Source organism: Paenibacillus lutrae, assembly GCF_009757775.1.
Lineage (GTDB): Bacteria > Bacillota > Bacilli > Paenibacillales > NBRC-103111 > Paenibacillus_F > Paenibacillus_F lutrae.
Genome location: NZ_RHLK01000003.1, coordinates 40,583 through 64,789, shown reverse-complemented (window position 1 = coordinate 64,789; position 24,207 = coordinate 40,583). Strand labels below are relative to the sequence as shown.

The following is a 24,207-nucleotide window of genomic DNA, read 5'->3' as shown; positions in this document are numbered from 1 at the left end:
TGCAGCAGCTAAGGAGGAATCCTCATATGGATATGAAAGCCATCGATCTGCAGTTTGCTATACATAAAAACGATGAAGCTGGAATCCGCCAGCAGATGCTGAACCATAAACCCGAAATGGATCAGGCGCTGCTTGGGGCTGAAGCCGAAAAGAAGGCGGAACGCAGCCGCAGATCAAGCGAGCGGATATCGGATACAGATGAAGTACATGTAAGAAAAGAGGGGCACCCGAATAATGGCAGCGGTCATAACGGCAATAAGTCTGCAAAAGAAAGACAGGTAGAGGAAGCGCAGCCTGTGAAAGCCGTACATCCGTATAAAGGCTCTCATATCGACTATAGTTTGTAAACAGCAGGTATAAATGCTTTGAAGTGGAAAGTGCAGGTGAGTATATATGGCACCGTGGATGATGATTGCACTCTTAGGACTGGTTATTGTTGTATTTGCCGGGCTAATTCCGAGGTCCCGGAGCAAGAACGGCGAAGCCGGCGGATCTAAAGAACTTGTCCGTGAAATGGAAGAAACGATGGATAGTTTTGCGTCTGACTTGGAAGAACAGAACAACGCACTGATTGAGTTATTTAAAAATACAAAACAGGAACATCAGATTGAAGTGGCCAAACTCCATGCAAGACTTGAGGTGCTGGAACAGCAGCGGAGAGAACCGGCTGCACCCGTACCCGCGGCTGATCAACTGGCTGCGTCTCAAGCATCGGCCAGCCGGGGGCAATCCGCCGTCTTTACATCCGCCGGTATTAAGATGCCGGTTGATGCGCGGCATGAGGATCCAAAGCCGCACAGCTTGGACTCGCCGGGAGCTGTTGAACCCATTTGGTCCACGGCTGCTGCTTCAGAAGAAGCCGTAGCAAATGTGGACCCTGTTGCATCTGTTCGCTTGAGATATGCAGAACTTCTCGAGATGTACAGCAAAGGGAGATCGACCGAGCAAATCGCCAAGCAGTTTGGCATGAACAAAGGTGAGGTCATGCTTATTCTGCAGCTTGCCAGACAGGAGGACTCTGCCCGTGAAACTAAATAGAACATTACTCCTAGGCATTGGAATCGGTATGATGACAGGTGCAGGTCTTCTGCAACTAATGGTATCCGCCCAGCAGACGGTTCAGCCTCTGACTACAAGCACGACGGTTTCTGTTGAAGGGATGGATATAGATAAACTTAAGACAGAGGCGGGCAATTATTATCAAGTTTTCGACAAGAACCAGGTGCTCTTTACGAAAGAACAGTTTGACCAGGAGCTGCAGAAACAACTCCAGCTGGAGAAAGACAAGTTGGCAGCGGTACCGCCGGCACCTCAGCCGCCTCAAGTTACGGCGATTTATATTGCACCGGGGATGCAGTCCAGCAATGTCGCGAAGATTGTCAGTATAAGCGGTCTTGTCCAGAATCAAGCGGGCTTTGAACAAGCGATGGCTGCCAAAAAGGCGACAGGGAAGATTAAATCCGGTGTCCACAAATTCGTAGGGACCCCGACACTGGATGAACTCATTCAGAATCTTATTACCAAGCCCGAATAATGCAAAGACTCAGCCGTCCGGCTCGGGTCTTTTTTAAGTTAATGAGGCGGCTTTCAAAAGCAGCATATCGATGTCCGGAGGAACATACGAATTAGCTGAAAATACTGGCGGAACTTGTCTCCAAAGGTTGTTGCATCCTCTATAGGAGTTGTGGTATAGTTATTGACGGTGTTGATAACACACGTCGGTTAATCCGGATAACGGTGCTTGCTAAGCCTTGTGCGAAGCGAGTTTTATGCGGAGATGCGGCCGGCGGAGGAGCACGACCAAAAACCATTTTATTGAGGAGGTGTGTGAGGATGGCAGTAATTTCCATGAAGCAGCTTTTAGAAGCTGGGGTACACTTCGGTCACCAGACCCGTCGTTGGAACCCGAAAATGGACAAATACATCTTCACTGAAAGAAACGGCATTTACATTATCGACCTACAAAAAACGGTCAAAAAGGTTGAGGAAGCTTACAACTTCGTTAAATCGGTCTCAGCTGAGAACGGTACGATCATGTTCGTAGGTACTAAGAAACAAGCTCAAGATTCCGTTAAAGAAGAAGCGGAACGTTGCGGCATGTTCTACATCAACCAACGTTGGCTCGGCGGAACGCTGACTAACTTCCAAACGATCCAAAAGCGTATCAACCGTCTGAAAGAGCTTGAGAAGATGGAAGCGGATGGCACGTTCGAACTTCTTCCTAAGAAAGAAGTTATCATTCTGAACAAAGAAAAAGATCGCCTTGATAAGTTCCTCGGCGGCATCAAAGGCATGAAAGGCCTGCCTAGCGCTTTGTTCATCATTGATCCTCGTAAAGAACGTATCGCTGTTGCTGAAGCTCGCAAACTTGGTATTCCAATCGTAGGTATCGTAGATACTAACTGTGATCCGGATGAAATCGATTATGTGATTCCGGGTAACGACGACGCGATTCGCGCAGTGAAACTGCTCACCGGTAAAATGGCTGATGCTGTGATCGAAGCGAACCAAGGCGAACAAACAACCGCTTAATCGACATAAAAAACGAACGTAACAGGAAAAGGGTGGTCTGAAGGCGCTTGAGCCTATCACCGCCCTTTTTTTAAAATACTTAGATAATTAGGGAGGCCCCTATAATGGCAGTTACAGCAGCTATGGTAAAAGAATTGCGTGAAAAAACAGGCGCCGGTATGCTAGATTGCAAAAAAGCACTGGATGAAGCAAACGGTGATTTGTCGAAAGCTAGCGAACTTCTTCGTGAGAAAGGCCTTGCAGCAGCAGCAAACAAAGCGGGTCGTATCGCAACTGAAGGCGTGGTTGAATCTTACATTCATGCCGGCGGCCGTATCGGCGTTCTTGTAGAAGTGAACTGCGAGACCGATTTCGTTGCTAAAACGGATAACTTCAAAGATTTCGTAAGAGGTATTGCGATGCAGATCGCTGCAGCTAATCCTTCTTACGTTCGCCGCGAAGAAGTGCCGACTGAAGCACTTGACAAGGAGAAAGAAATTCTTCGTGCTCAAGCTCTGAATGAAGGCAAACCGGCTCATATCGTAGACAAAATGGTAGAAGGCCGTATCAGCAAGTATTATGAAGAAGTTTGTCTGATGGAACAATCTTACATCAAAGATCCGGACAAAACAGTATCCGTTCTGCTCAACGAAATGATCAGCACGATCGGAGAGAATATCTCCATTCGCCGTTTCGCACGTTTTGAGCTTGGAGAAGGTCTTGAGAAGAAAGTGGACAACTTCGTTGAAGAAGTAATGGCACAAGCTAAAGGCAATGCCTAATACCGATTGACAAGAGCGGGAACACGTAGTGTTCCTTCTTTTTTAGACAAGAATAAGTAAACGGTTATAATAAAGATAGAAGTACGTTGATTTGTTAGAACGGAGGGTACCAAGTTGGAGCGACCTTTGTATAAACGAGTAATCTTGAAACTGAGCGGTGAGGCCCTGGCAGGCCAGCAAGGATTCGGGATCGAATCGGACATCATTTCTTCTATTGCCCTGCAGGTAAAAGACGTAGTGGACCTCGGCGTAGAAGTTGCGATCGTCGTAGGCGGGGGCAACATCTGGCGTGGAATCGCCGGAAGTGCCAAGGGCATCGACCGGGCTACGGCCGACTATATGGGCATGCTGGCTACAGTAATGAACTCGCTGGCTATGCAGGACGCGCTTGAGAACATCGGCGTGCCAACCCGTGTGCAAAGCTCCATCTCTATGCAGCAGGTAGCGGAGCCTTATATCCGGAGAAGAGCGATTCGTCATTTGGAGAAGGGCCGTGTCGTTATTTTTGCTGCTGGTACGGGTAACCCTTACTTTTCCACAGATACGACTGCGGCTCTAAGAGCTGCTGAGATTGAAGCGGAAGTTATCTTAATGGCCAAGAATAAAGTGGATGGCGTTTATTCAGCGGATCCTTTCAAGGATGCGACTGCAGAGAAGTATGAAACCCTCACTTACATGGAGGTTCTTAACAAGAATCTCGGCGTGATGGACTCCACTGCTTCCTCACTTTGTATGGATAACAATATCCCGCTTATCGTATTTTCGATTACAGAGAACGGCAATATTAAACGTGTTGTCCTCGGCGAAAAAATCGGTACCATTGTCAAAGGGAGTGTATAATACATGCCGCAATCGATTAAGAAGAATGCAGAAGAGCGGATGGGCAAAGCAATCGACGCGTTGAAACGTGATTTTGCTACTTTGCGCGCCGGACGCGCAACACCTGCTTTGCTCGATAAAATACAAGTTGAATATTACGGTGCGATGACCCCGGTCAATCAGCTGGCGAATATCTCCACACCTGATACGCGTACGCTGATTATTCAACCTTGGGATAAGAGCTCCATGTCGGCAATTGAGAAAGCCATTATGAAATCCGAGCTTGGATTGACTCCTGCTAACGATGGCACGATCATCCGCCTTGTGATTCCTGCGCTGACTGAAGAACGTCGTGCCGAACTGGTTAAACTGACCCGCAAATACGGCGAAGAAGCTAAAGTAGCCATTCGCAACATCCGCCGCGATGCTAACGACGACATCAAGAAAGAGGAGAAGAACGGCATCTCCGAGGATGAATCCCGCCGGCACCAAGATGACATTCAGAAGTTTACAGATAAGTACACGGCTGAGGTCGAGAAAGTTCTTGCTGTAAAAGAAAAAGAAATTATGGAAGTGTAACAACTGTCGTCGCCCCCTGAAATACCGGGGGCTTTTCATCTTTCCAAAGTGGGGGAAAAGAGATGTTCAATCAACTGAAAAAATGGCTTGGTAACGAGTCTGCACAGGACGAGAAGTCTCCCCATTTGGAGTTGGACAACGTTCCGTCTCATATTGCGATTATTATGGACGGAAACGGACGGTGGGCGAATCAGCGGGGACTTCCGCGTGTGGCCGGACATCATTCCGGGATGAAGAATGTGAAGAAAATAACGATCGCAGCGGACAGTATCGGTGTCAAGGTACTGACGCTGTATGCTTTTTCTACGGAGAATTGGAAGCGTCCCAAAGAAGAAGTTGAATTCTTAATGAAACTTCCACAGGAATTTTTCCCGCTTGAAATCCAGGAACTCGTGGAACGGAATGTGAGGATTCGAATGACAGGCTGGAAAGAAGGCCTGCCGGATTACACACTTAAGGCAATCGAGGACGCTATTGAGCGTACGAAGAACAACACCGGATTGGTGCTCAATTTTGCGCTGAACTACGGGGGCCGCAAAGAGGTTCTTGCTGGTGTGCAGGAAGCCATGCAGGATGCTTTACAAGGAAACCTTCGTCCTGAAGAGTTAACGGAAGACAAATTTTCTGCCTATATGCTTACTTCCGAGCTGCCTGATCCCGATCTATTGATCCGGACGAGCGGAGAGCTCAGGCTGAGCAACTTTTTGCTGTGGCAGCTTGCCTACTCCGAATTATGGTTCACGGACGCTTATTGGCCGGAGTTTTCAGAGGAGCATTTTTTCCGGGCCGTTGCCGAATACCAACGAAGGGCAAGACGATACGGAGGCTTATAAGCATCGGTTTGGAGGAATGAAACTTTGAAGCAGCGTATCTTGACAGGCGCTATTGCAGGAGCTGGTTTTTTGGGGCTGCTTGCAGCCGGTGGCAATTGGTTTGCCGCTCTTATTTTACTTATGGCTGTAATTGGCTATGATGAATTTGTACGTATGAATAACTTGAAACAGCACCGGATTACGTGGCTGCTGGGGATGGTTGCACTGGTCCTTCTCACTTTGCCGTGGGAAACGCATCGGTTTACATACGAACTGAATGAAATCGGCCTGATATGGGGTGCAGCATTTGTGCTGTTGTCTGCAACCGTATTTTCTAAGAATAAGATTACTATAGATATGATATCTCTTCTTTTCTTGGGCGTTGTGTACATAGGTGTAGGTTTTCACTATATGATCATGACTCGCTGGATTGAAGATCACGGACTTTTTTGGACGCTGCTTATTTTCGTCTGTATCTGGGCTACGGATTCCGGGGCTTATTTTATCGGTTCCAAATTCGGGAAAAGACTGTTATGGCCGGTAATCAGCCCTAAAAAGTCGGTTGAAGGCGCTCTGGGAGGCGTTCTGGTCGCTATTGTCGTAGCGTTATGCTTCTCCCTTTATCGTCCGGACCTGCTTGAGCCTGCCAGAGCTGTTCTTTTGGGTGTAGTGGTAGCCGTGTCAGGACAGTTAGGGGATTTAATGCAGTCGGCGTATAAGAGGGTGAAAGGTATCAAAGATACGGGTACAATTCTTCCGGGACATGGCGGAATTCTAGACCGTGTGGACAGCTGGCTTATCGTCTTCCCGCTCGTTCACTGGTTGGCCCTTATACCTTATTAAATCAATGTTCCTACTCGATGATCCGATAAATCCATACAGATAGACGGGGTAACGCATGAATAAACGAATAGCAGTACTAGGCTCTACCGGCTCAATCGGTACTCAAACACTTGATGTCATTGCGCACCATCCTGAATTATTTTCGCTTGAGGCAATTGCGGGTGGACATAATGTGGAGTTACTCGCGGAGCAGATCCGGCAGTTTCGCCCGAAGCTGGCTTCGGTTGCAACACGTGACCTTGCTGACAAGCTTAAGACTCTCGTTCCGGCAGGCACGCGTGTCGTATACGGTGAAGAAGGATTGATTGAAGTTGCTTCAGCGAACGACGCCGACTTCGTTGTCACTGCGGTTGTCGGCAATCAAGGACTGCGGCCGACTCTTTCTGCTATTGAGGCAGGCAAGCATATAGGATTGGCCAATAAAGAGCCCTTGGTGAGTGCAGGTCATCTTGTTACTGCGGCTGCGCGGCGGATGGGCACAAGCCTTCTGCCGGTTGACAGCGAGCACTCTGCGATTTTCCAGTGTTTGAATGGAGAGCGGCGCGACGAGGTCAAGAAAATTACAATTACGGCATCGGGTGGTTCCTTCCGGGACCGGACAAGAGAACAGCTCGAAGGAGTTACTGTAGAGCAGGCCCTTAATCATCCGAATTGGTCGATGGGGGCCAAAATTACCATTGATTCCGCCACCATGGTTAACAAAGGACTCGAAGTCATAGAAGCCCACTGGCTGTTCGACATGCCCTACGATCAGATAAATGTACTGCTGCATCCCGAGAGCATAATCCACTCTTATGTGGAATTCAAAGACAGCAGTATTATTGCGCAGCTGGGGAATCCGGACATGCGCGTTCCGATCCAGTATGCTTTATCTTACCCGAACCGGTTGTCATCGCCCGCCAAACCGCTCGATCTCGCTGAAATTGCCTCTTTACACTTCAGGCCTATGGATTATGTCCGCTTTCCTTGTCTGCGGATGGCCTTTGAGTGCGGCCGTCTGGGAGGAACCGCGCCAACGGTGTTTAATGCAGCCAATGAAGTTGCAGTGGCACGTTTTCTGCGGGGCGAAATTACGTTTCTGCAGATCGAATCGGTTATTGAGGAATGCCTGAACCGTCATTCCGCACAGCCGAATCCGCAAATCGGAGACATTCTGGAAGCGGACAGGCGGGCAAGAGAAGCGGCTGCGGCGATAAGCTGATCTATAGCAACCGTGAAACCGACCGGCCCGGAAAAGTTTCCGGTCGGCCGGTTTTTTTAGTCTAGCGGCTCCATGCATCTGCGTATACTGTCATAGGCGATCAGCTTGTATTAGCCTGCTCAATAATGGTACATTAAAAGCATACGCAAGCAGAAACGAATCAGCTTTCATGAGAAAGCATTTTGAGGAGGCAGATACGGTTGGGAAGTATTGAGACGGGACTGAAAATTGTCCTCATGTTCTTCGTCCTCGTCACGATTCACGAGTGGGGGCATTTTTACTTTGCGAAACGGGCCGGAATTTTGGTGCGTGAATTCGCTATCGGGTTCGGACCAAAATTGTTTTCATATAAAAAAGGTGAAACCCGCTTTACACTGAGATTGCTGCCTTTTGGCGGCTATGTAAGAATGGCCGGAGAAGATCCCGAGATTGTACAAATTCAGCAAGGCCAGACGATCGCAGTCAAACTGACTCCCGATAACCGCGTATCCAAAATTTATTTGGATCAGCTTGAACAGCGCGGAGGCGTTGTACAGGGAGCAGTAGAAAGTATTGATCTGGAGAAAGAGCTTTATGTAAGGCTGGAAGTCGGAGACGAGAAGGTGCGTTATCCGATTCAGCCCGCAGCCATCATGGTTGCAAGAGGCGCTGAGACACAAATCGCCCCTTATGACCGCCAGTTCGGCAGTAAGACCGTCGGTCAAAGATTCCTGGCCATCCTCATGGGACCTGTCATGAACTTCCTGCTTGCAGCGGTTCTGTTCTTAGGTCTGGTCATTATGCAAGGGATTCCTACGAACGTTAAAGTGGATAAGCTCGAGCCGGGACGTCCTTCGGAGCAGGCTGGACTAGTTGCAGGCGATGTGATCAAGTCCGTGAACCAGCAGGCAATCGGGGATGACCGTGAGAAGTTCATGAAGCTCGTAGGTGCATCCGCCAATCAGAAGATGAACTGGATCATCGAACGTGGCGGTCAAGACAAGGAAATTACGATTACTCCCGATCAGACGGGTAAAGTCGGTGTCTATATCACGGGAGATACCCGTAATGCAACTTTCAGTGAGACCATTACCGGTACGTATGATATTATATCGACTTCCACGATAGGGATTCTGGACGGCTTCAAGAAGCTGGTTCTCGGCCAATTCAAAATGGATGATCTTGGAGGACCAGTCCGTATCGTTCAAGTAACGGGTGAATTTGCCAGCCACGGTCTTGAATCATACATTTATTGGGTTGCCTTGCTTAGCTTGTATCTGGGTCTGTTTAACCTGCTGCCGTTCCCGGCTCTGGACGGAAGCCGCCTTGTTTTTCTGGCAATCGAGGGAGTTCGAGGGAAACCGGTTGACCCGAGCAGGGAGAGCATGGTACATTTTATCGGATTTGCAATGCTGATGCTTCTGATGGTTGCCGTAACCTATAACGATATTTTACGTTTAATAAAAGGCTGATCTGTATTATCATAGTAAGTTGTAACCATCTTGTTGAAACGATGCCTGTCCAGCGGCGGTATTGGCTCCGCATTTCACGCGATACTGCCTGGACTTCGTAGGAGGATCCGTATGTCAAAAGAGAAACAGTTTGTGCGCGAAATTACACCGCAGGGTGAGGATTTCTCGCAATGGTATATTGATGTCATTAAAAAAGCCGATCTAATGAGTTATTCCCCCGTTCGCGGATGTATCGTGTTCAAGCCGGACGGCTATGAAATGTGGGAGAACATTCAACGTGAGCTTGACGCCCGATTCAAAGAAACCGGCCATCGTAATGCTTATTTCCCTCTTTTTATTCCAGAGAGCTTTTTCCAGAAAGAAAAAGAGCACGTTGAGGGCTTCAATCCTGAGCTGCCGTGGGTAACCGAAGCGGGCGGCGAGAAGCTCGAAGAGCGTCTGGCTATCCGTCCGACTTCCGAAACGATGATCGGTCACATGTATGCGGAATGGATTAACTCTTACCGTGACCTCCCGCTCCTTATTAACCAGTGGGCGAACGTAGTCCGCTGGGAGAAGCGTACGCTTCCGTTCCTTCGTACAAGCGAGTTCTTGTGGCAGGAAGGACACACAGCGCATGAGGATGAGGAAGATGCTCGCCGTGAAACGATGCAAATGCTGGATATTTACCGTGATTTCGCGGAGAACTTCCTGGCCATGCCGGTTATTATGGGACAGAAGACGCCTTCAGAGAAATTCGCCGGGGCTGTAGACACATTCTCCATCGAAGCGATGATGAAAGACGGCAAAGCGGTCCAAGCCGGTACTTCCCATTACCTGGGTACGAATTTCGCGGTTGCTTTTGACATCAAATTCCTGAATCGTGAGAACCAGCACCAGTTTGTACACACGACTTCATGGGGAGTAAGCACCCGTCTAATCGGCGCTACCATTATGGTGCACGGTGATGATCGCGGTCTGGCACTGCCGCCTAAAGTAGCTCCTACGCAAGTGATTATGATCCCGATCGGACCGCCGAAGACTCGCGAACAAGTAGTGGCAAGAACAGATGAATTGTTCGCTGAGCTTAAAGGAGCGGGTGTCCGGGTTCGCGTTGACGATCGTCCGGATCAGAGCCCCGGCTGGAAATTCAACGAATACGAAATGCGCGGCGTACCTATTCGTGTAGAACTGGGACCTCGTGACATGGAGAAAGGACAAGTTGTACTTGTTTCCCGTATATCGGGTGAGAAGAAAGTTGTCCTTCAGGAAAACTTCGTTGAAGAAGTTAAGCAGCTGCTGGAGCAAATCCATCAAGATATGTTCAATCGTGCGAAGCAGCACCTGGATGATCATATGTTCGCTGTAGATACGCTGGATGAATTTAAGCAAGAGCTAGAAGTAAAGCGCGGGTTCGCGCTTGCCGGCTGGTGCGGTTCGGCTGCTTGTGAAGCCCAGGTTAAGGAAGAAGCGGGTGCAACCAGCCGCAACATTCCGTTTGCTCCTGAGCAGACGAAGCCAACATGCCTGGTTTGCGGAGAAGCAGCCAAGCACACCGTAGTCTTCGGTAAATCATACTAATTTTATTGTGTTTGATTACGTTTTTTAGATCTTGAATGAAGGGCAAACGAGATACTCTCTTTTGCCCTTTTCTTTTTCCGGGCTTGTGCTTAGCAGCTTTCACTCGGAAAGCTTGGAGGAGGATATTATGAGTCATACACCAGACCAGAGACAGCGGTTTGAGCTTTTAATGAAGCAGGCTGATATTTCTGTCGATATGGCTTCGACATATTTTGCCGACGGCTATATCGATAAGGTCGAAATCAGTCGTAAAAACCGCGAGTGGAAGTTTCACTTAGTGAAACAAGATTTTGTGCCTCAGGATGTTTATCGCTCTTTTTGTCGTCATATACAGGAAAAATTTGCTCACATAGCCAAAACCCGCTTCGTGCTGCACATGGAGCAAGCGGATCCGGCAAAATTGGTAGAGGAGTACTGGAGTCTCTTTCTTGAATGGGTTCAGCGTGAAGCGGTAACGGTAAACGGATGGCTCAGCAAAGCCCAGATTGAAGTCAGCGGCAATCAGTTGACCCTTATCCTTCTTGATCAAATCGGTTTTGAGCTGGCCAAAAAGAAAAACATGGACGCATGGGTAAAGTCTTTCTTCATGGATTATTTTAAAACGGAGTTTACGGTTAAGTATGCCGTGAGTGAGAAGAACGGGGAAGAATTCGAACGTTTCGCTAAAAAGATCGTAGAAGAAGAAAAGCAGGTTACCCAAGAAATCATGCAGTCCATCGAGCAGGAGATGACTTCCGCGATACCGGATGCCGATGTGCGCTTAATGGTCGGTTATGACATTAAGGACGTGCCGGTCCCGATTCAGAACGTTGTAGAAGAAGAGAAGAAAGTGACGATTCAAGGGACCGTATTCGGTCTGGAAGTTAAAGAACTCCGGAACGGCAGCACACTCTATTCCTTTAATGTAACGGACTACACCGACTCGATCATGCTGAAATGTTTTGGCAAAACGAAAGAGGATGTCCGTATCTTGAATTTGCTGTCCAACGGAACGTGGATTAGGGCAAGAGGCCGGGTTGAGTATGACCGTTTTATGATGGTGCCCGAGCTGGTAATGATTCCTTCTGACATCAATGAAGTGCTGGCGCCCAAAGGACGCATGGATGATGCGGAAGAGAAGCGGGTTGAATTTCATTTACACACTTCCATGAGCACGATGGACGGGATCACTCCCATCGATCAATATATTAAAACAGCAGCCAAATGGGGACATAAAGCTATCGCGGTAACCGATCACAGCGGGGTGCAGTGTTTTCCAGATGCGAATAAAGCAGGCAAGAAACACGGAGTGAAGGTGATTTACGGAGTAGAGGCCAACGTGGTGAACGATTCCGTTCCCATCGTCTTGAATCCGATAGATGCCGATTTAAAAACGGCGACTTATGTAGTTTTTGATATTGAGACGACGGGTCTTTCTGTCATGAATAACAAAATCATTGAAATCGCAGGCGTTAAAATGCAGGAAGGTAAGGAAATCGGGCGTTTCGCCACTTTCATTAACCCGCACGAGAAGATTCCTTATCACATCCAGCAGTTGACGAATATTTCGGATGATATGGTTGTAAATGCACCCGAGCTTGAAGATGAGCTTCCTAAATTCATTGAATTTATTGAGGATGCCGTTCTCGTTGCGCACAATGCCAGGTTTGATATCGGGTTCATTCAAGCGAATCTGAAAAAACTCGGCCATCCGGAACTGACCAACGCCGTTGTGGACACTTTGGAGATGGCGCGTCTTCTTTTTCCTTCCATGAAGAATCACCGGTTGAATACTTTATCCGATAAATTCAAAGTTTCTCTGGAGAATCATCACCGCGCGATTGATGACTCCATTGCACTCGGCCACGTCCTTTATCATTTGATTAATGAAGGTTATGAGCGTCAAATCACTAATGTAATGCGGCTGAACGATCACGTCGGCAAGGATCTCTCCAATCAAAGGCCGTTTCACTGCTGTATTTACGCCACGAATGCGGTTGGCAAGAAGAATTTATTCAAGCTGATCTCGCTTTCCCATACGGAATATTTCAACAAAGTCGCCCGTATTCCCAAAAGCAAGCTCGTTGAGCTCCGTGAGGGACTTCTGATAGCATCGGGTTGCGAGAAAGGTGAGTTTTTCGAAACGGTTCTGAATAAGTCAGAAGAAGAAGCGGAAACGGTAGCTGAATTCTATGACGTTCTCGAAATCCAGCCGGTCAGCTACAACATGCATCTGGTGGACAAGGGCCTTGTGGGCAGCAGGGCGGACCTGGAAGATGCGGTTAAGCGTGTAGTTGCCATAGGAATGAAGCAGGGCAAGCCTGTTATTGCTACAGGCAATGTTCACTACCTGGAGCCCCGTGAGAAAATGTCGCGTGACATTACGATTAACGGGATTACAGGCTTTAGTCCGCTTAAGGATATGAAAAAGCCGGATGCCCACTTCCGCACAACCCGTGAAATGTTGGAGGAATTCAAATTTCTGGGGGAGAGCAAAGCCAAGGAAGTTGTAGTAACGAATACCAATGAATTGGCAGAACGGTTTGAGGAGATCGAATTATTTCCGAGCAAACTCTTTACGCCGATCATTGAAGGAGCGGACGAGGAGATTAGGAATACCTGCTATGCAACGGCCCGCAGCATTTATGGAGAAGAACTGCCGGAAGTTGTAGTAGCCCGCTTGGAGAAGGAACTCGTTCCGATCATCAAATACGGCTTCTCCGCCAACTACCTGATTTCAGAAAGACTTGTCAAAAAATCTAATGAAGACGGGTATCTTGTCGGCTCGCGGGGATCGGTAGGTTCTTCTGTCGTCGCGACTTTCCTCGGTATTTCGGAAGTAAATCCGCTGCCGCCGCATTATATTTGCGGAAGCTGCAAGCATAGTGAATGGATCATGGACGGTAGTATACCGAGCGGCTTCGATTTGCCGGATAAAGTCTGTCCGGCCTGCGGCCACAAGCTCAAAGGGGAAGGCCAGGACATTCCGTTTGAAACGTTCCTAGGCTTCAAGGGGGACAAAGTTCCGGATATTGACTTGAACTTTTCAGGCGAATATCAGCCTGTAGCCCATAACTATACCAAAGAATTGTTCGGTGAGAAAAGTGTATTCCGAGCGGGAACGATCGGTACGATTGCCGAGAAAACAGCTTTTGGCTACGTAAAGAAGTATGAAGAAAGCCAAGGCCAGAAATGGCGGAATGCGGAGATCGTCAGACTGGCATCCGGCTGCACAGGTGTGAAGCGGAGTACGGGCCAGCATCCGGGCGGGATTGTTGTCGTTCCGGATTATATGGAAGTGGATGATATTACGCCCGTCCAGTTTCCGGCGGATGACAAAACCTCGGAATGGAAAACGACGCACTTTGACTATCATGCTTTTGACGCCAACTTGCTTAAGCTCGATATCCTTGGACACGACGATCCGACCATGATGCGGATGCTTCAGGATTTGACGGGTGTTGATCCGACGACCATTCCGATGAATGACACGAAGGTAATGAGCATCTTCCATTCCACGGACGCCATTGAGGTCACTCCGGACAAGATCCGCACCCCTGTCGCGACCTACGGAGTTCCCGAGATGGGAACGAAATTCGTTCGTCAAATGCTTCATGAAACCAACCCGACCAGCTTTGCGGATTTACTTCAGATTTCGGGACTTTCTCACGGTACGGGAGTCTGGCTGGGGAATGCTCAGGAACTCATCCGCAAAGGAATCTGCAACATTAAGACGGTTATCGGCTGCCGGGATGATATTATGCTGTTTCTCATCTATAAAGCGGGTATGGATGCCGGTCTTGCCTTTAAAATTACGGAGAGTGTACGTAAAGGTAAAGGGCTGACTGACGAGTGGAAGCAGGATATGAAGAAGCATAATGTTCCGGACTGGTACATTGAATCCTGTGAGCGGATCGAGTATATGTTCCCGAAAGCCCATGCCGCAGCGTATGTTATTTCAGCTGTAAGAACGGCGTATTTCAAAGTCTATTATCCAATCGCGTACTATGCGACTTATTTTACGGTCCGGGCAGAAGACTTTGACCTCGAACTTCTTTGTCAGGGCTATGATGCGATCATGAAAAAACTGATTGAGATCGAGGACAAAGGCTTCCAGGCACTTCCGAAAGAGAAAGCGATGGTCTCGATTTTGGAGATGGCTCTGGAGATGACGGCGAGAGGTTTCAGCTTCAAGCCGATCGACTTGTATCGGTCAGAGGCGACGAAATTTATTATTGATGGAGATTCTCTCATTCCTCCATTCTCAGCCGTTCCGGGTATTGGTGAAAATGCTGCGCGTAATATCGCCGCTTCCAAGGAAAACGGCGACTTCCTTTCGATAGAAGATTTCCAGACGAAATCCAAAGCTTCCAAGACCGTCGTTGAACTGCTCGGCAGTATGGGTTGTTTCCGTGGACTGCCCGAATCTAACCAGCTATCGCTGTTTTAATCGGTCATGAAGCCTTTTGCGGCAGTGTCCTATCATTTTCTTGCTATTGTCAAGGTTTACATGGTTATGGTATAATTTTTCTTGGCAATAATGAGGATATCGACTGTGAACCGGAGAGTGGGGCGACCCACTCTTTACATTTTGCTTAGACTTTTTGGCAGGTTTACCGGGAAGGTCATACAGGAGGGTAGAGAGAAAATGAATTCACCAATTAAAACCGTCATAGAAGATATGCTCCAGGATTACTTAAACGAACAAGGCTTTGAGCTGGTTGACATCGAATATGTTAAAGAGGGAAGCAACTGGTTTCTTCGTGTATTCGTAGACAAAGAAGGCGGCATTGACATAGATGATTGCGGCCGTGTCAGCGAATATCTCAGCTCAAAACTTGATGACAACGATCCGATATCGACGGCTTATTTCCTGGAAGTCTCTTCACCGGGAGCCGAGAGGCCGCTTAAAAAACCGGAAGATATTAAGAAGGCTGTTGGCAAACATGTGTTTATCACTACATACGAGCCAATTGACAATAGCAAGGAATTCGAAGGCGAGCTTCTGTCGTTCGACGATGAAGAACTAGTCGTGCAGACCGGCAAAACACGAAGCGCGATCCCATACGGCAAAGTGGCCAGCGCGAGGCTTGCCATCGTATTCTGATGCGATTTATCGCGTCTGCGAAGCATTGAAAGGGGGAATTGGGTTCAAATGAACATGGATTTTATCGAAGCGTTGGCTGAGATCGAAAGAGAGAAAGGGATTTCAAAGGAACTTCTCATTGATGCGATTGAAGCCGCGATGATTTCCAGCTATAAACGAAATTTTAATACGGCGCAGAACGTCCGCGTTGATATTAACAGACAAACAGGCGTCATCCGCGTCTATGCTCGTAAAACCGTCGTGGAGGATGTACTTGATGCGAGGCTTGAAATTTCGCTTCATGCTGCACGTGAAATAAATCAGAACTATGTGCTTGATGATATCGTAGAGATTGAAGTGACACCGCGCGATTTTGGACGTATTGCCGCGCAAACCGCTAAACAAGTGGTTACACAACGCATACGTGAAGCGGAACGGGGACTTATTTACAATGCTTTTATTGAAAAAGAAGAAGATATTGTAACAGGGATCGTCCAGCGTCAAGATCAGCGTCACTATTATATCGATCTTGGTAAAGTGGAAGCGGTTCTTCCGCTCACTGAAGTTATGCCGAACGAGAAGTTCAAACAAGGGGAACGGGTTAAGGCGTATATCACGAAAGTGGAAAATACGACCAAAGGCCCTCAAATCATTCTTTCGCGTACTCACCCTGGTTTATTGAAGCGGCTATTCGAACTCGAGGTTCCTGAAATCTATGAGGGTGTCGTTGAAATTAAATCCGTCGCACGCGAAGCGGGCTTCCGTTCCAAGATTGCCGTTCATTCGCGCAATGACGAAGTGGATCCGGTGGGTTCCTGTGTAGGCCCTAAAGGCTTGCGCGTACAGACGATCGTCGGCGAATTGCGCGGAGAGAAAATCGATATCGTACGTTGGATGGAAAGCGTGGAAGAGTATGTTGCTAACGCGCTAAGCCCTTCTAAAGTCTTGGAAGTCAACGTGTTCGAGAACGAGAAAATGGCCCGCGTGATCGTTCCTGACTATCAGCTTTCCCTCGCTATCGGGATTAAAGGCCAGAATGCACGTCTGGCAGCCAAACTGACAGGCTGGAAAATCGATATTAAAAGCGAGGCTCAGGCGGAGCAGGAATACGGCCGTCCGAGAACGCAAGTCGAGGAAATGCATCAAGATTCCGTCAGCATTGACTGACGCCGGCGGGGCGAGGTGAAGATGACGTGAAAACGCGGAAAATCCCTATGCGCAAATGCGTAGCCTGCCAGGAAATGATGCCCAAGAAAGAATTGATTCGTGTTGTCCGTACGCCGGAAGGCGAAACACAGATCGATTTGAAAGGCAAAAAATCCGGCAGAGGTGCTTATTTGTGCGGTAAAGTGGCTTGCTTTAAACTTGCCAAGAAATCCAAGGCGCTGGACCGCGCGCTTAAACAGCCCGTAGGCGCCCCCATTTACGACCAGCTTGAGCAGGATTTTATCCAAGTGGAAGAAGAATTTCATGCAGGTAAAGATGGGATGGACGATGACGAATTCTAAATATTTTTCGAATTTAGGGCTGGCGATGAGAGCCGGCAAACTTGTTACCGGAGAAGAAACCGTTCTTAAAGCGATTCGATCGGGTAACGCCAAATTGGTTATCATAGCGGAAGACGCGGCTGATAATACGAACAAGAAGTTTCAGGACAAATGCCGTTCATACGACGTCCCTTTGCTGGTGCTAGGCAACCGCGAGGAACTTGGAGCCAGCATTGGTAAGGAAGCGCGAGTCACGATTGCCGTCGTTGACGCCGGCTTCGCAAAGATGCTGCAAAAGTATCGGGTTTAACGACCCGCGGAGGTGAATGGGTTTGACAAATAAACAAGATCCTAAGGATAAACTTCGGGTTTATGAATATGCCAAATCTTTGAATATGAGCAGCAAGGAAATTATAACGATCCTGAAGCGTTTGAATATCCCCGTAAACAACCACATGAGCGTCATGGAGAACAATGCTGTCAGCAGCGTTGAGAAATTCTTTCATGACATTAAAGCAAATGCGGCTGCCAAACGGGCAGGATCAGATGGAGGTAACGTGAGTTCTACCAATTCAAACCAACCCAAACAAGATAAGACCAACCAGCCAGCACCCAAAGCAGAGGTGAGTGCTAAGCAGCCTGCAGCACAAGCTGGGCAGGAGCAGCCGAAAAGAGAGGACACTCGTCCTCAAGGCTCTCCAGATAACCGTGCACCTCGTACGGACAACAGACCGAGCGGTCAAAGCGGAGCGCCACGCAGCCAGGGTACCGGCCAGCGTCCTCAAGGCAGCGGACAACGCCCGCAAGGCAGCGGCCCGCGTCCGCAAGGACAAGGCAGTGGACAGCGTCCACAGGGCCAAGGCAGCGGCGGACAACGCCCTCAAGGCCAGAGCAGCGGACAGCGTCCGCAAGGTCAAGGCGGCGCTCCGCGCAGTCAGGGCCAAGGCGGCGGACAACGCCCTCAAGGCGGCGGTCAGGGCGGCTTTAACCGCGGTCCTCAAAGCGGCGGCGGCCAACGTCCGCAAGGCAGCGGCCAAGGCGGTCAAAACCGCGGGGGCGCTAGCACTGCCGGCAGACCTGCTGGCACAAGCGCAGGCCAAGGACAACGCAGAACCGATGGACGCCCGGCGTTTGATTCGGCACGCAGCGGCCAGCGTCCTGGCGAGAACAAGCCAGGCACCCGTGATGACCGCAGCAAGAACTCAAGCCGTTATGATGACGGCCGCGGCGGTCGCGGCGGACGCAGCGGCGGCAATAACCGCGGCGGACGTAATAACGGACGCGGACGCGGTCAGGATCTCGTTAAGAAAGAGAAGATCGACAACACACCTAAGAAGATTATTGTTCGTGGCAATATGACAGTAGGCGAGCTCGCTAAATTGCTTCATAAAGACGTGTCGGAAGTAATCAAGAAGCTTCTCTTCCTGGGAGTTATGGCAACCATCAACCAGGAGCTTGATCTGGATACGATTCAGCTGGTAGCGACAGAATATGGTGTCGAAGTGGATCTGAAGATTCGCGTCGAAGACGACCGTTTTGAGCTCGAAGAAGAAAAGGACGACGAAGCCGATCTCAAAGAACGCCCGCCGGTCGTTACCATTATGGGTCACGTCGATCACGGGAAAACGACCCTGCTCGATGCTATCCGTCATACAAGCGTTACCGAAGGCGAAGCAGGGGGTATCACGCAGCATATCGGTGCCTACCAGGTTGAAGCCAGCGGTAAGAAAGTAACGTTCCTGGATACTCCGGGTCACGAAGCTTTCACAACGATGCGTGCACGCGGAGCCCAAGTTACAGACATTACCATCATTGTGGTTGCTGCTGACGACGGCGTTATGCCGCAAACAGTAGAAGCGATCTCTCATGCCAAAGCGGCAGGGGTTCCGATTATCGTAGCTGTGAACAAAATCGACAAACCGGAAGCGAATGTCGAGAAAATTAAGCAAGCACTTACCGAGTATGAGCTGGTACCGGAAGAGTGGGGCGGCGATACGATTTTCTGCGAAGTATCCGCCAAACAGCGTATCGGCCTTGAGAACCTGCTTGAAATGATCCTTCTCGTAGCGGAAGTGCAGGAATATAAAGCGAATCCGGACAAACGTGCAAGAGGTACGGTAATTGAAGCGGAGCTTGACAAAGGCCGCGGCCCGGTTGCGCGCATTCTCGTCCAGCACGGGACGCTCAAAGTCGGCGACAGCTTTGTTGCTGGTGTATGCTTCGGCCGGATCCGTGCCATGGTAAGCGACAAAGGCAAGCGTCTTAAAGAAGCGGGTCCTTCCACTCCGGTTGAGATTACCGGTTTAACCGAGGTGCCGCAAGCGGGCGATCCGTTCCTCGTCTTCGAAGATGAGCGCAAAGCTCGCGATATCGCGGAGAAGCGTGCGATTACACTTCGCCAGTCCGAAATTACGGCTAATTCCCGCGTAACTCTGGACGATCTGTACAAGCATATCAAAGAAGGCGAGATCAAAGATCTCAATGTCATTATCAAAGCAGACGTACAGGGATCTCTGGAAGCTCTTAGAGGCTCTTTGGAGAAGATCGAAGTTGAAGGCGCGCGTGTGAAAATGATTCATACAGGCGTAGGCGCGATCACGGAGTCGGACATCATTCTGGCATCCGCTTCTAATGCGATTATTATCGGTTTCAACGTTCGTCCGGAACCGGCCGCTCAAGTTACGGCTGACCAGGAGAAAGTAGATATTCGTCTGCACCGGATTATTTATAACGTCATTGAAGAGATCGAGCAGGCTATGAAAGGTATACTTGATCCGATCTTTAAAGAAAATATTATCGGACATGCGGAAGTGCGTAACACGTTTAAGATTACAGGCGTTGGTACCATTGCAGGTTGTATGGTTACTTCGGGTAAAATTTCTCGTAACGCAGAAGTACGCTTGATCCGCAACAGCATTGTTATCCTTGAAGGCAAGGTTGATGCTCTGAAACGGTTTAAGGACGATGTCAAAGAAGTAGCACAAGGCTACGAATGCGGTATTTCCCTTGAGAAGTTTAATGACATCAAAGAAGGGGACATTATTGAAGCCTTCGTCATGGAAACAGTAGAGAGGTGATCAGCTATGGCTAGAGTCCGCGTAGGACGAGTGGGCGAGCAAGTCAAAAAAGAGATCAGCCAAATTTTGCAGAGTGAAATTAAAGATCCGCGCATCGGTTTTCTAACTGTTACAGGTGTAGATGTTACGAACGATTTGTCGCAGGCAAAGGTTTATCTGAGCGTACTGGGTACCGACGAACAAAAGGAAGGTACCCTGAAGGCGCTAGGAAGTGCCAGCGGCTATATTCGCTCCGAACTGGGCAAAAGAATCCGGCTTCGTAAGGTACCGGAATTGATTTTCAAGTTCGACACATCCATTGACTACGGCAGCCGCATTGAGAATCTTCTCCATCAGCTTAATGATGGGAAGTCCGCTGAATGACGGCGGCTGCACCTGAATGCAACGGCAGTTATAATGAGCAGTTGGAGGCAGCCAAGCAATTCATCGAACAATATGATGACTTTCTGGTTGTTTCCCATGTTCAGCCCGATGGGGATGCAATTAGCTCTACGCTCGCAATCGGTTGGCTGCTTCACCGTCTTGGCAAGCGTTATACGCTTGCCAATGAAGGTGATATCCCGGCTAAATTTAATCAGCTTTGGGGGTTTGAAGATATTCAAACATTGTCCCAATTGCCTGAAAATAGACATTTTTCACATGTGATTAGTGTAGATTGTGCGGATTTCTCGCGAATCGGACAAGTTAGCCAGCGGTTCGCCGAATCGTTCGAACTTCTGAATATAGACCATCACGCAACCAATGACAGATATGGAAGCTGCGCGGTCATCCAGGCTCAAGCGGCGGCAACGGTTGAAATCATCTATGATTTAGCCAAACTTTTTCCATTTGAGGCTGATCTTGATTTCGGCACCTGTATATATACGGGACTGCTCACGGATACGGGGGGTTTCAGATATTCGAGCACAACTCCAAAAGTAATGAAAACAGCGGCAGATTTACTTGAGCTGGGCGTCAAAGGCTCTTTGTTGGCCGAGGCCTATTTGGAAAGAATGACATTTGAGCAGATTCGTATTCTTCAACGGGGTTTGTCCACATTAAACTTCCATAAACAAGGTAAAATCAGCTCGATTTCCGTAAATACAGAAGATGTAGCTGAAATAGGCGCATCGAATGAAGATATGGATGGTCTGGTGAATTATGCCCGTAATGTGGAAGGGGTAGAAGTGGGTTTGTTGTTCAAACAGAGAGATTCTTCTACCGTTAAAGTCAGTTTCCGCTCGGCTGGTAATGTGGATGTAGCTAGAATTGCACAAACCTTTGGAGGCGGAGGTCATGTCCGCGCCGCAGGCTGTACAATTAAAGGTACGTTGGAGGAAGCGATCCGGCTGGTTGTCGAGGAAGTAGGGAACAAACTATCATGACGTTAGAAGGAATACTTCCAATACTCAAGCCTAAGGGAATGACTTCTCATGATGTAGTAGCCAAAGCACGCCGTCACCTTGGTATCAAACGGATCGGACACACCGGCACGCTTGATCCTGAAGTGACCGGCGTGTTGCCGCTTTGTATCGGCCGGGCGACTCGTATGGTTGAGTACATTCAGGACTTGCCCAAAGAATATGTGGCAACCATGGTATTCGGACTTGCAACGGATACGGAAGACATGAGCGGTACTGTTCTCGAAGAACGGGATCATGTTGCTCTGGAAAAGGATCGTGTTCTGCAAGTGATCGATTCTTTTAGAGGCGAGATTTCTCAAGTCCCTCCTATGTATTCAGCCGTTAAGGTGGACGGCAAAAGACTGTATGAACTGGCACGCGCAGGTGTTGAAGTGGAGCGCAAGGCGCGGGAAGTCACGATCTATGAAATCGAGATCATGGAACTTGATCTTGAGAAGCGTCATCCCGAGATTCGTTTTCGCGTACTCTGCTCCAAAGGAACCTACATCCGCACCCTTTGTGTAGATATAGGGAAGGCACTCGGTGTACCGGCCGTTATGAAGGAACTGATTCGTTCTTCTTCAGGCAAGATCGGACTGCAAGCATGCGTCAAGCTGGAAGATCTTCCGCGGCTTCGCGAAGAAAATCAGCTGGATCGCCACATCATCGCGGCAGATCAAGCGGTAGATCATCTGCCAGCTGTTACATTGAACGAACAGTTTGCCGTCTTCGCACTGCAGGGACGTAAGGTCCGCATCTTCGAAGCGCCGCTGGTATCGCGCGGAGATCAAGGTCTTGATACACCTGCTGAGGATGGCGGTCTTTACCGGATATACGGGCCAAGCAATCTGTTTATTGGTCTTTTTCAATGGAACTATGATGAACGGCTACTTGTTCCCGTTAAAGTTTTTTCATAAACTCTTAAACCAGACTGCTGCTTCTCGATTCATTTTCAAGATAAGCAGGGATAACAGAGCAAGCATATAGCGGTTCAAGGAATAGTAGGTGAACTCGTACTCATGCAAACGATACATTTGTCCTATCCGATTCAGAATGCTGACATTCTGCCTTTTGCCGGCAGGAAAGTAATCGCAATCGGTGATTTTGACGGTGTGCATTTGGGTCATCGGGAAGTAATCGGCCGTGCTGTCGAGAATGCAAGAAGGCTTGGTGTTCCTGCGGCTATTATGACCTTTGATCCTCACCCGCGTGAGCTGCTTGGACAGGACAAGTACTCACGGCTGCTTTCACCCACGTCTTATAAGCTGGAAGTATTTGAAGAGCTAGGTGTAGACTGTACTTATGTCCTCCGGTTTGACAAAGCGCTTATGCAGGCTTCTCCTCAACAGTTTGTAGACCGGGTGCTTGCCGCACTCGGCGTTGAGATGGTTGTTGTCGGCTTCGACTTCACTTTCGGCTACAAAGGTCAAGGAACACCAGATACGTTATGTGAACTTGGTCAAGGCCGCTTCGCTGTTGAAGTTGTGCGCCCATTCCGGATGAACGGAGTTAAGGTAAGCTCCACGGCCATTCGTGAGGCTCTGCTGGATGGCAGACCTCCTGCTGCGACCGAGCTGCTGGGTCGCAGCTACGGTGTACGCGGTGTTGTCGTCTCGGGAGATAAGCGGGGCAGACAGCTGGGTTTTCCGACAGCCAACATGGATTTGACGGAAAACTTCGTTATTCCCGCGCCGGGTGTCTACGCCGTGCAGGTGCTGCTGGATGGCAGCTGGTACCAAGGCGTTATGAACATCGGAACGAAACCGACATTTCATAGCGGTAAAGTACTTAGCCTGGAGGCTCATCTGCTCGATTTTGACGCCGATATTTATGGCAGCACTATCTTTGTTAAATTTATCGATTACCTGCGTCCGGAGCGTAAATTCAGTGGTATGGATGAGCTCATTACACAGCTCAAGCGTGACGTGGATACCGCACGGATCAAGTTGGGGCAGATCGAATAGGGCATGGCATTTACTTCTGCCATCCACTTATGCTATACTGGTTTACGTTGCTTCGGTACTAGCCGAATTGCAGCGATAACGAACCTTGGCGTGGAGCCGCGCTTCACCGACGCTCTCTAGGCCATAGGCGATTATATGAAATCGGAGGTGTTTTTGATGGCATTAACTCAAGAACGCAAACAGGAAATTATTCAAACACACAAGACGCATGAAAGTGACACAGGATCTCCTGAAGTACAGGTAGCAATCCTGACGGAGAACATCGTAAACCTTACGAGCCATTTCCGTGCACACAAGAAAGATCATCACTCCCGTCGCGGACTTCTGAAAATGGTTGGTCAGCGCCGCAGCTTGCTGGCATACCTGAAGAAGAAAGATGTTAAACGCTACAGTGCTTTGATCGAAAAGCTTGGACTGCGTAGATAATATCTACAATCAATAAGCAACCCCTGCTGTTCTCTGTGGTGGGCTCGGAGCCGAGCTTCCGCAGCGGCTACGGGTTGCTTTTTGTGTATTTTTTAAATTGCTGAAAAGAAGGAAATACTATACATACGCAGAATTACTAGGAGATGCGGAAGCGAGCTAGAAATTCCGTTCATCCTTGCGTTTTCCCATAGAGAACCATTTTGCGCGGTGTAGGTTGGTTGTTTCCGCGTTTCATTTAGAGAAATCCA

At 48.8% G+C, this 24,207-nt stretch carries 23 protein-coding genes; all 23 read left to right on the top strand.

Translation table 11 applies throughout. From position 1 onward, the window contains the following. The first annotated feature begins 26 nt into the window (after positions 1 to 26). Positions 27 to 347, top strand: a complete 321-nt coding sequence (locus EDM21_RS06260) for a hypothetical protein (RefSeq protein ID WP_157333974.1) — start codon at positions 27 to 29, stop codon at positions 345 to 347. A gap of 46 nt (positions 348 to 393) precedes the next feature. Continuing rightward, a complete protein-coding gene (locus EDM21_RS06255) occupies positions 394 to 1,038 on the top strand; it encodes a hypothetical protein (protein WP_157333972.1) in 645 nt (214 codons plus the stop codon). Further along, the gene (locus EDM21_RS06250) at positions 1,025 to 1,534 is read left to right on the top strand and encodes a hypothetical protein (protein ID WP_166541861.1); all 510 of its coding nucleotides are present in this window, start codon (positions 1,025 to 1,027) and stop codon (positions 1,532 to 1,534) included. The genes EDM21_RS06255 and EDM21_RS06250 overlap by 14 nt, the downstream gene beginning before the upstream one ends. A gap of 299 nt (positions 1,535 to 1,833) precedes the next feature. Further along, a complete protein-coding gene (rpsB, locus tag EDM21_RS06245) occupies positions 1,834 to 2,532 on the top strand; it encodes a 30S ribosomal protein S2 (protein WP_068774655.1) in 699 nt (232 codons plus the stop codon). Positions 2,533 to 2,636: 104 nt separating this feature from the next. After that, positions 2,637 to 3,293 (top strand): translation elongation factor Ts, encoded by a 657-nt coding sequence (gene tsf, locus EDM21_RS06240; protein ID WP_157333970.1) that lies wholly within the window; start codon positions 2,637 to 2,639, stop codon positions 3,291 to 3,293. A 114-nt stretch (positions 3,294 to 3,407) separates the two neighbouring features. Beyond that, complete coding sequence (gene pyrH, locus EDM21_RS06235) at positions 3,408 to 4,133, top strand: UMP kinase (RefSeq protein ID WP_068774657.1); 726 nt, start codon at positions 3,408 to 3,410, stop codon at positions 4,131 to 4,133. Positions 4,134 to 4,136: 3 nt separating this feature from the next. Continuing rightward, a complete protein-coding gene (gene frr / locus EDM21_RS06230; RefSeq protein WP_157333968.1) occupies positions 4,137 to 4,691 on the top strand; it encodes a ribosome recycling factor in 555 nt (184 codons plus the stop codon). 62 nt (positions 4,692 to 4,753) lie between these two features. Beyond that, positions 4,754 to 5,524 (top strand): isoprenyl transferase, encoded by a 771-nt coding sequence (locus EDM21_RS06225; protein ID WP_157333966.1) that lies wholly within the window; start codon positions 4,754 to 4,756, stop codon positions 5,522 to 5,524. 24 nt (positions 5,525 to 5,548) lie between these two features. After that, a complete protein-coding gene (locus EDM21_RS06220) occupies positions 5,549 to 6,346 on the top strand; it encodes a phosphatidate cytidylyltransferase (RefSeq protein WP_157333964.1) in 798 nt (265 codons plus the stop codon). Between the two features lie 55 nt (positions 6,347 to 6,401). Then, positions 6,402 to 7,547 (top strand): 1-deoxy-D-xylulose-5-phosphate reductoisomerase, encoded by a 1,146-nt coding sequence (locus EDM21_RS06215; protein WP_157333962.1) that lies wholly within the window; start codon positions 6,402 to 6,404, stop codon positions 7,545 to 7,547. A gap of 200 nt (positions 7,548 to 7,747) precedes the next feature. Beyond that, the gene (gene rseP / locus EDM21_RS06210) at positions 7,748 to 8,998 is read left to right on the top strand and encodes an RIP metalloprotease RseP (RefSeq protein WP_157333960.1); all 1,251 of its coding nucleotides are present in this window, start codon (positions 7,748 to 7,750) and stop codon (positions 8,996 to 8,998) included. 111 nt (positions 8,999 to 9,109) lie between these two features. Further along, complete coding sequence (proS, locus tag EDM21_RS06205; RefSeq protein ID WP_157333958.1) at positions 9,110 to 10,558, top strand: proline--tRNA ligase; 1,449 nt, start codon at positions 9,110 to 9,112, stop codon at positions 10,556 to 10,558. A gap of 127 nt (positions 10,559 to 10,685) precedes the next feature. Next, positions 10,686 to 14,987 carry a PolC-type DNA polymerase III gene (locus EDM21_RS06200; RefSeq protein ID WP_157333956.1) on the top strand — a complete coding sequence of 1,434 codons (4,302 nt, stop codon included), beginning with the start codon at positions 10,686 to 10,688 and terminating at the stop codon, positions 14,985 to 14,987. A gap of 198 nt (positions 14,988 to 15,185) precedes the next feature. Further along, positions 15,186 to 15,644, top strand: a complete 459-nt coding sequence (gene rimP / locus EDM21_RS06195) for a ribosome maturation factor RimP (protein ID WP_157333954.1) — start codon at positions 15,186 to 15,188, stop codon at positions 15,642 to 15,644. 48 nt (positions 15,645 to 15,692) lie between these two features. Beyond that, entirely contained in the window at positions 15,693 to 16,790 is a 1,098-nt protein-coding gene (gene nusA / locus EDM21_RS06190) for a transcription termination factor NusA (protein WP_068774665.1), read from the top strand. A gap of 26 nt (positions 16,791 to 16,816) precedes the next feature. Further along, on the top strand, positions 16,817 to 17,131 hold the full coding sequence (rnpM, locus tag EDM21_RS06185; RefSeq protein WP_068774666.1) for an RNase P modulator RnpM: 315 nt from the start codon (positions 16,817 to 16,819) through the stop codon (positions 17,129 to 17,131). Next, positions 17,118 to 17,420, top strand: a complete 303-nt coding sequence (locus tag EDM21_RS06180) for a YlxQ family RNA-binding protein (RefSeq protein WP_068774667.1) — start codon at positions 17,118 to 17,120, stop codon at positions 17,418 to 17,420. Before rnpM ends, EDM21_RS06180 begins: the two co-directional genes overlap by 14 nt. A gap of 22 nt (positions 17,421 to 17,442) precedes the next feature. Next, entirely contained in the window at positions 17,443 to 20,187 is a 2,745-nt protein-coding gene (gene infB / locus EDM21_RS06175) for a translation initiation factor IF-2 (RefSeq protein ID WP_338043942.1), read from the top strand. A gap of 6 nt (positions 20,188 to 20,193) precedes the next feature. Beyond that, a complete protein-coding gene (gene rbfA / locus EDM21_RS06170; RefSeq protein ID WP_068774669.1) occupies positions 20,194 to 20,550 on the top strand; it encodes a 30S ribosome-binding factor RbfA in 357 nt (118 codons plus the stop codon). After that, complete coding sequence (locus tag EDM21_RS06165; RefSeq protein ID WP_157333950.1) at positions 20,547 to 21,551, top strand: DHH family phosphoesterase; 1,005 nt, start codon at positions 20,547 to 20,549, stop codon at positions 21,549 to 21,551. Before rbfA ends, EDM21_RS06165 begins: the two co-directional genes overlap by 4 nt. Then, the gene (truB, locus tag EDM21_RS06160; RefSeq protein WP_157333948.1) at positions 21,548 to 22,486 is read left to right on the top strand and encodes a tRNA pseudouridine(55) synthase TruB; all 939 of its coding nucleotides are present in this window, start codon (positions 21,548 to 21,550) and stop codon (positions 22,484 to 22,486) included. The genes EDM21_RS06165 and truB overlap by 4 nt, the downstream gene beginning before the upstream one ends. Before the next feature lie 102 nt (positions 22,487 to 22,588). After that, positions 22,589 to 23,533 (top strand): bifunctional riboflavin kinase/FAD synthetase, encoded by a 945-nt coding sequence (locus tag EDM21_RS06155; RefSeq protein WP_157333946.1) that lies wholly within the window; start codon positions 22,589 to 22,591, stop codon positions 23,531 to 23,533. 156 nt (positions 23,534 to 23,689) lie between these two features. Beyond that, positions 23,690 to 23,959 (top strand): 30S ribosomal protein S15, encoded by a 270-nt coding sequence (gene rpsO, locus EDM21_RS06150; RefSeq protein WP_157333944.1) that lies wholly within the window; start codon positions 23,690 to 23,692, stop codon positions 23,957 to 23,959. The last annotated feature ends 248 nt before the right edge of the window (positions 23,960 to 24,207 follow it).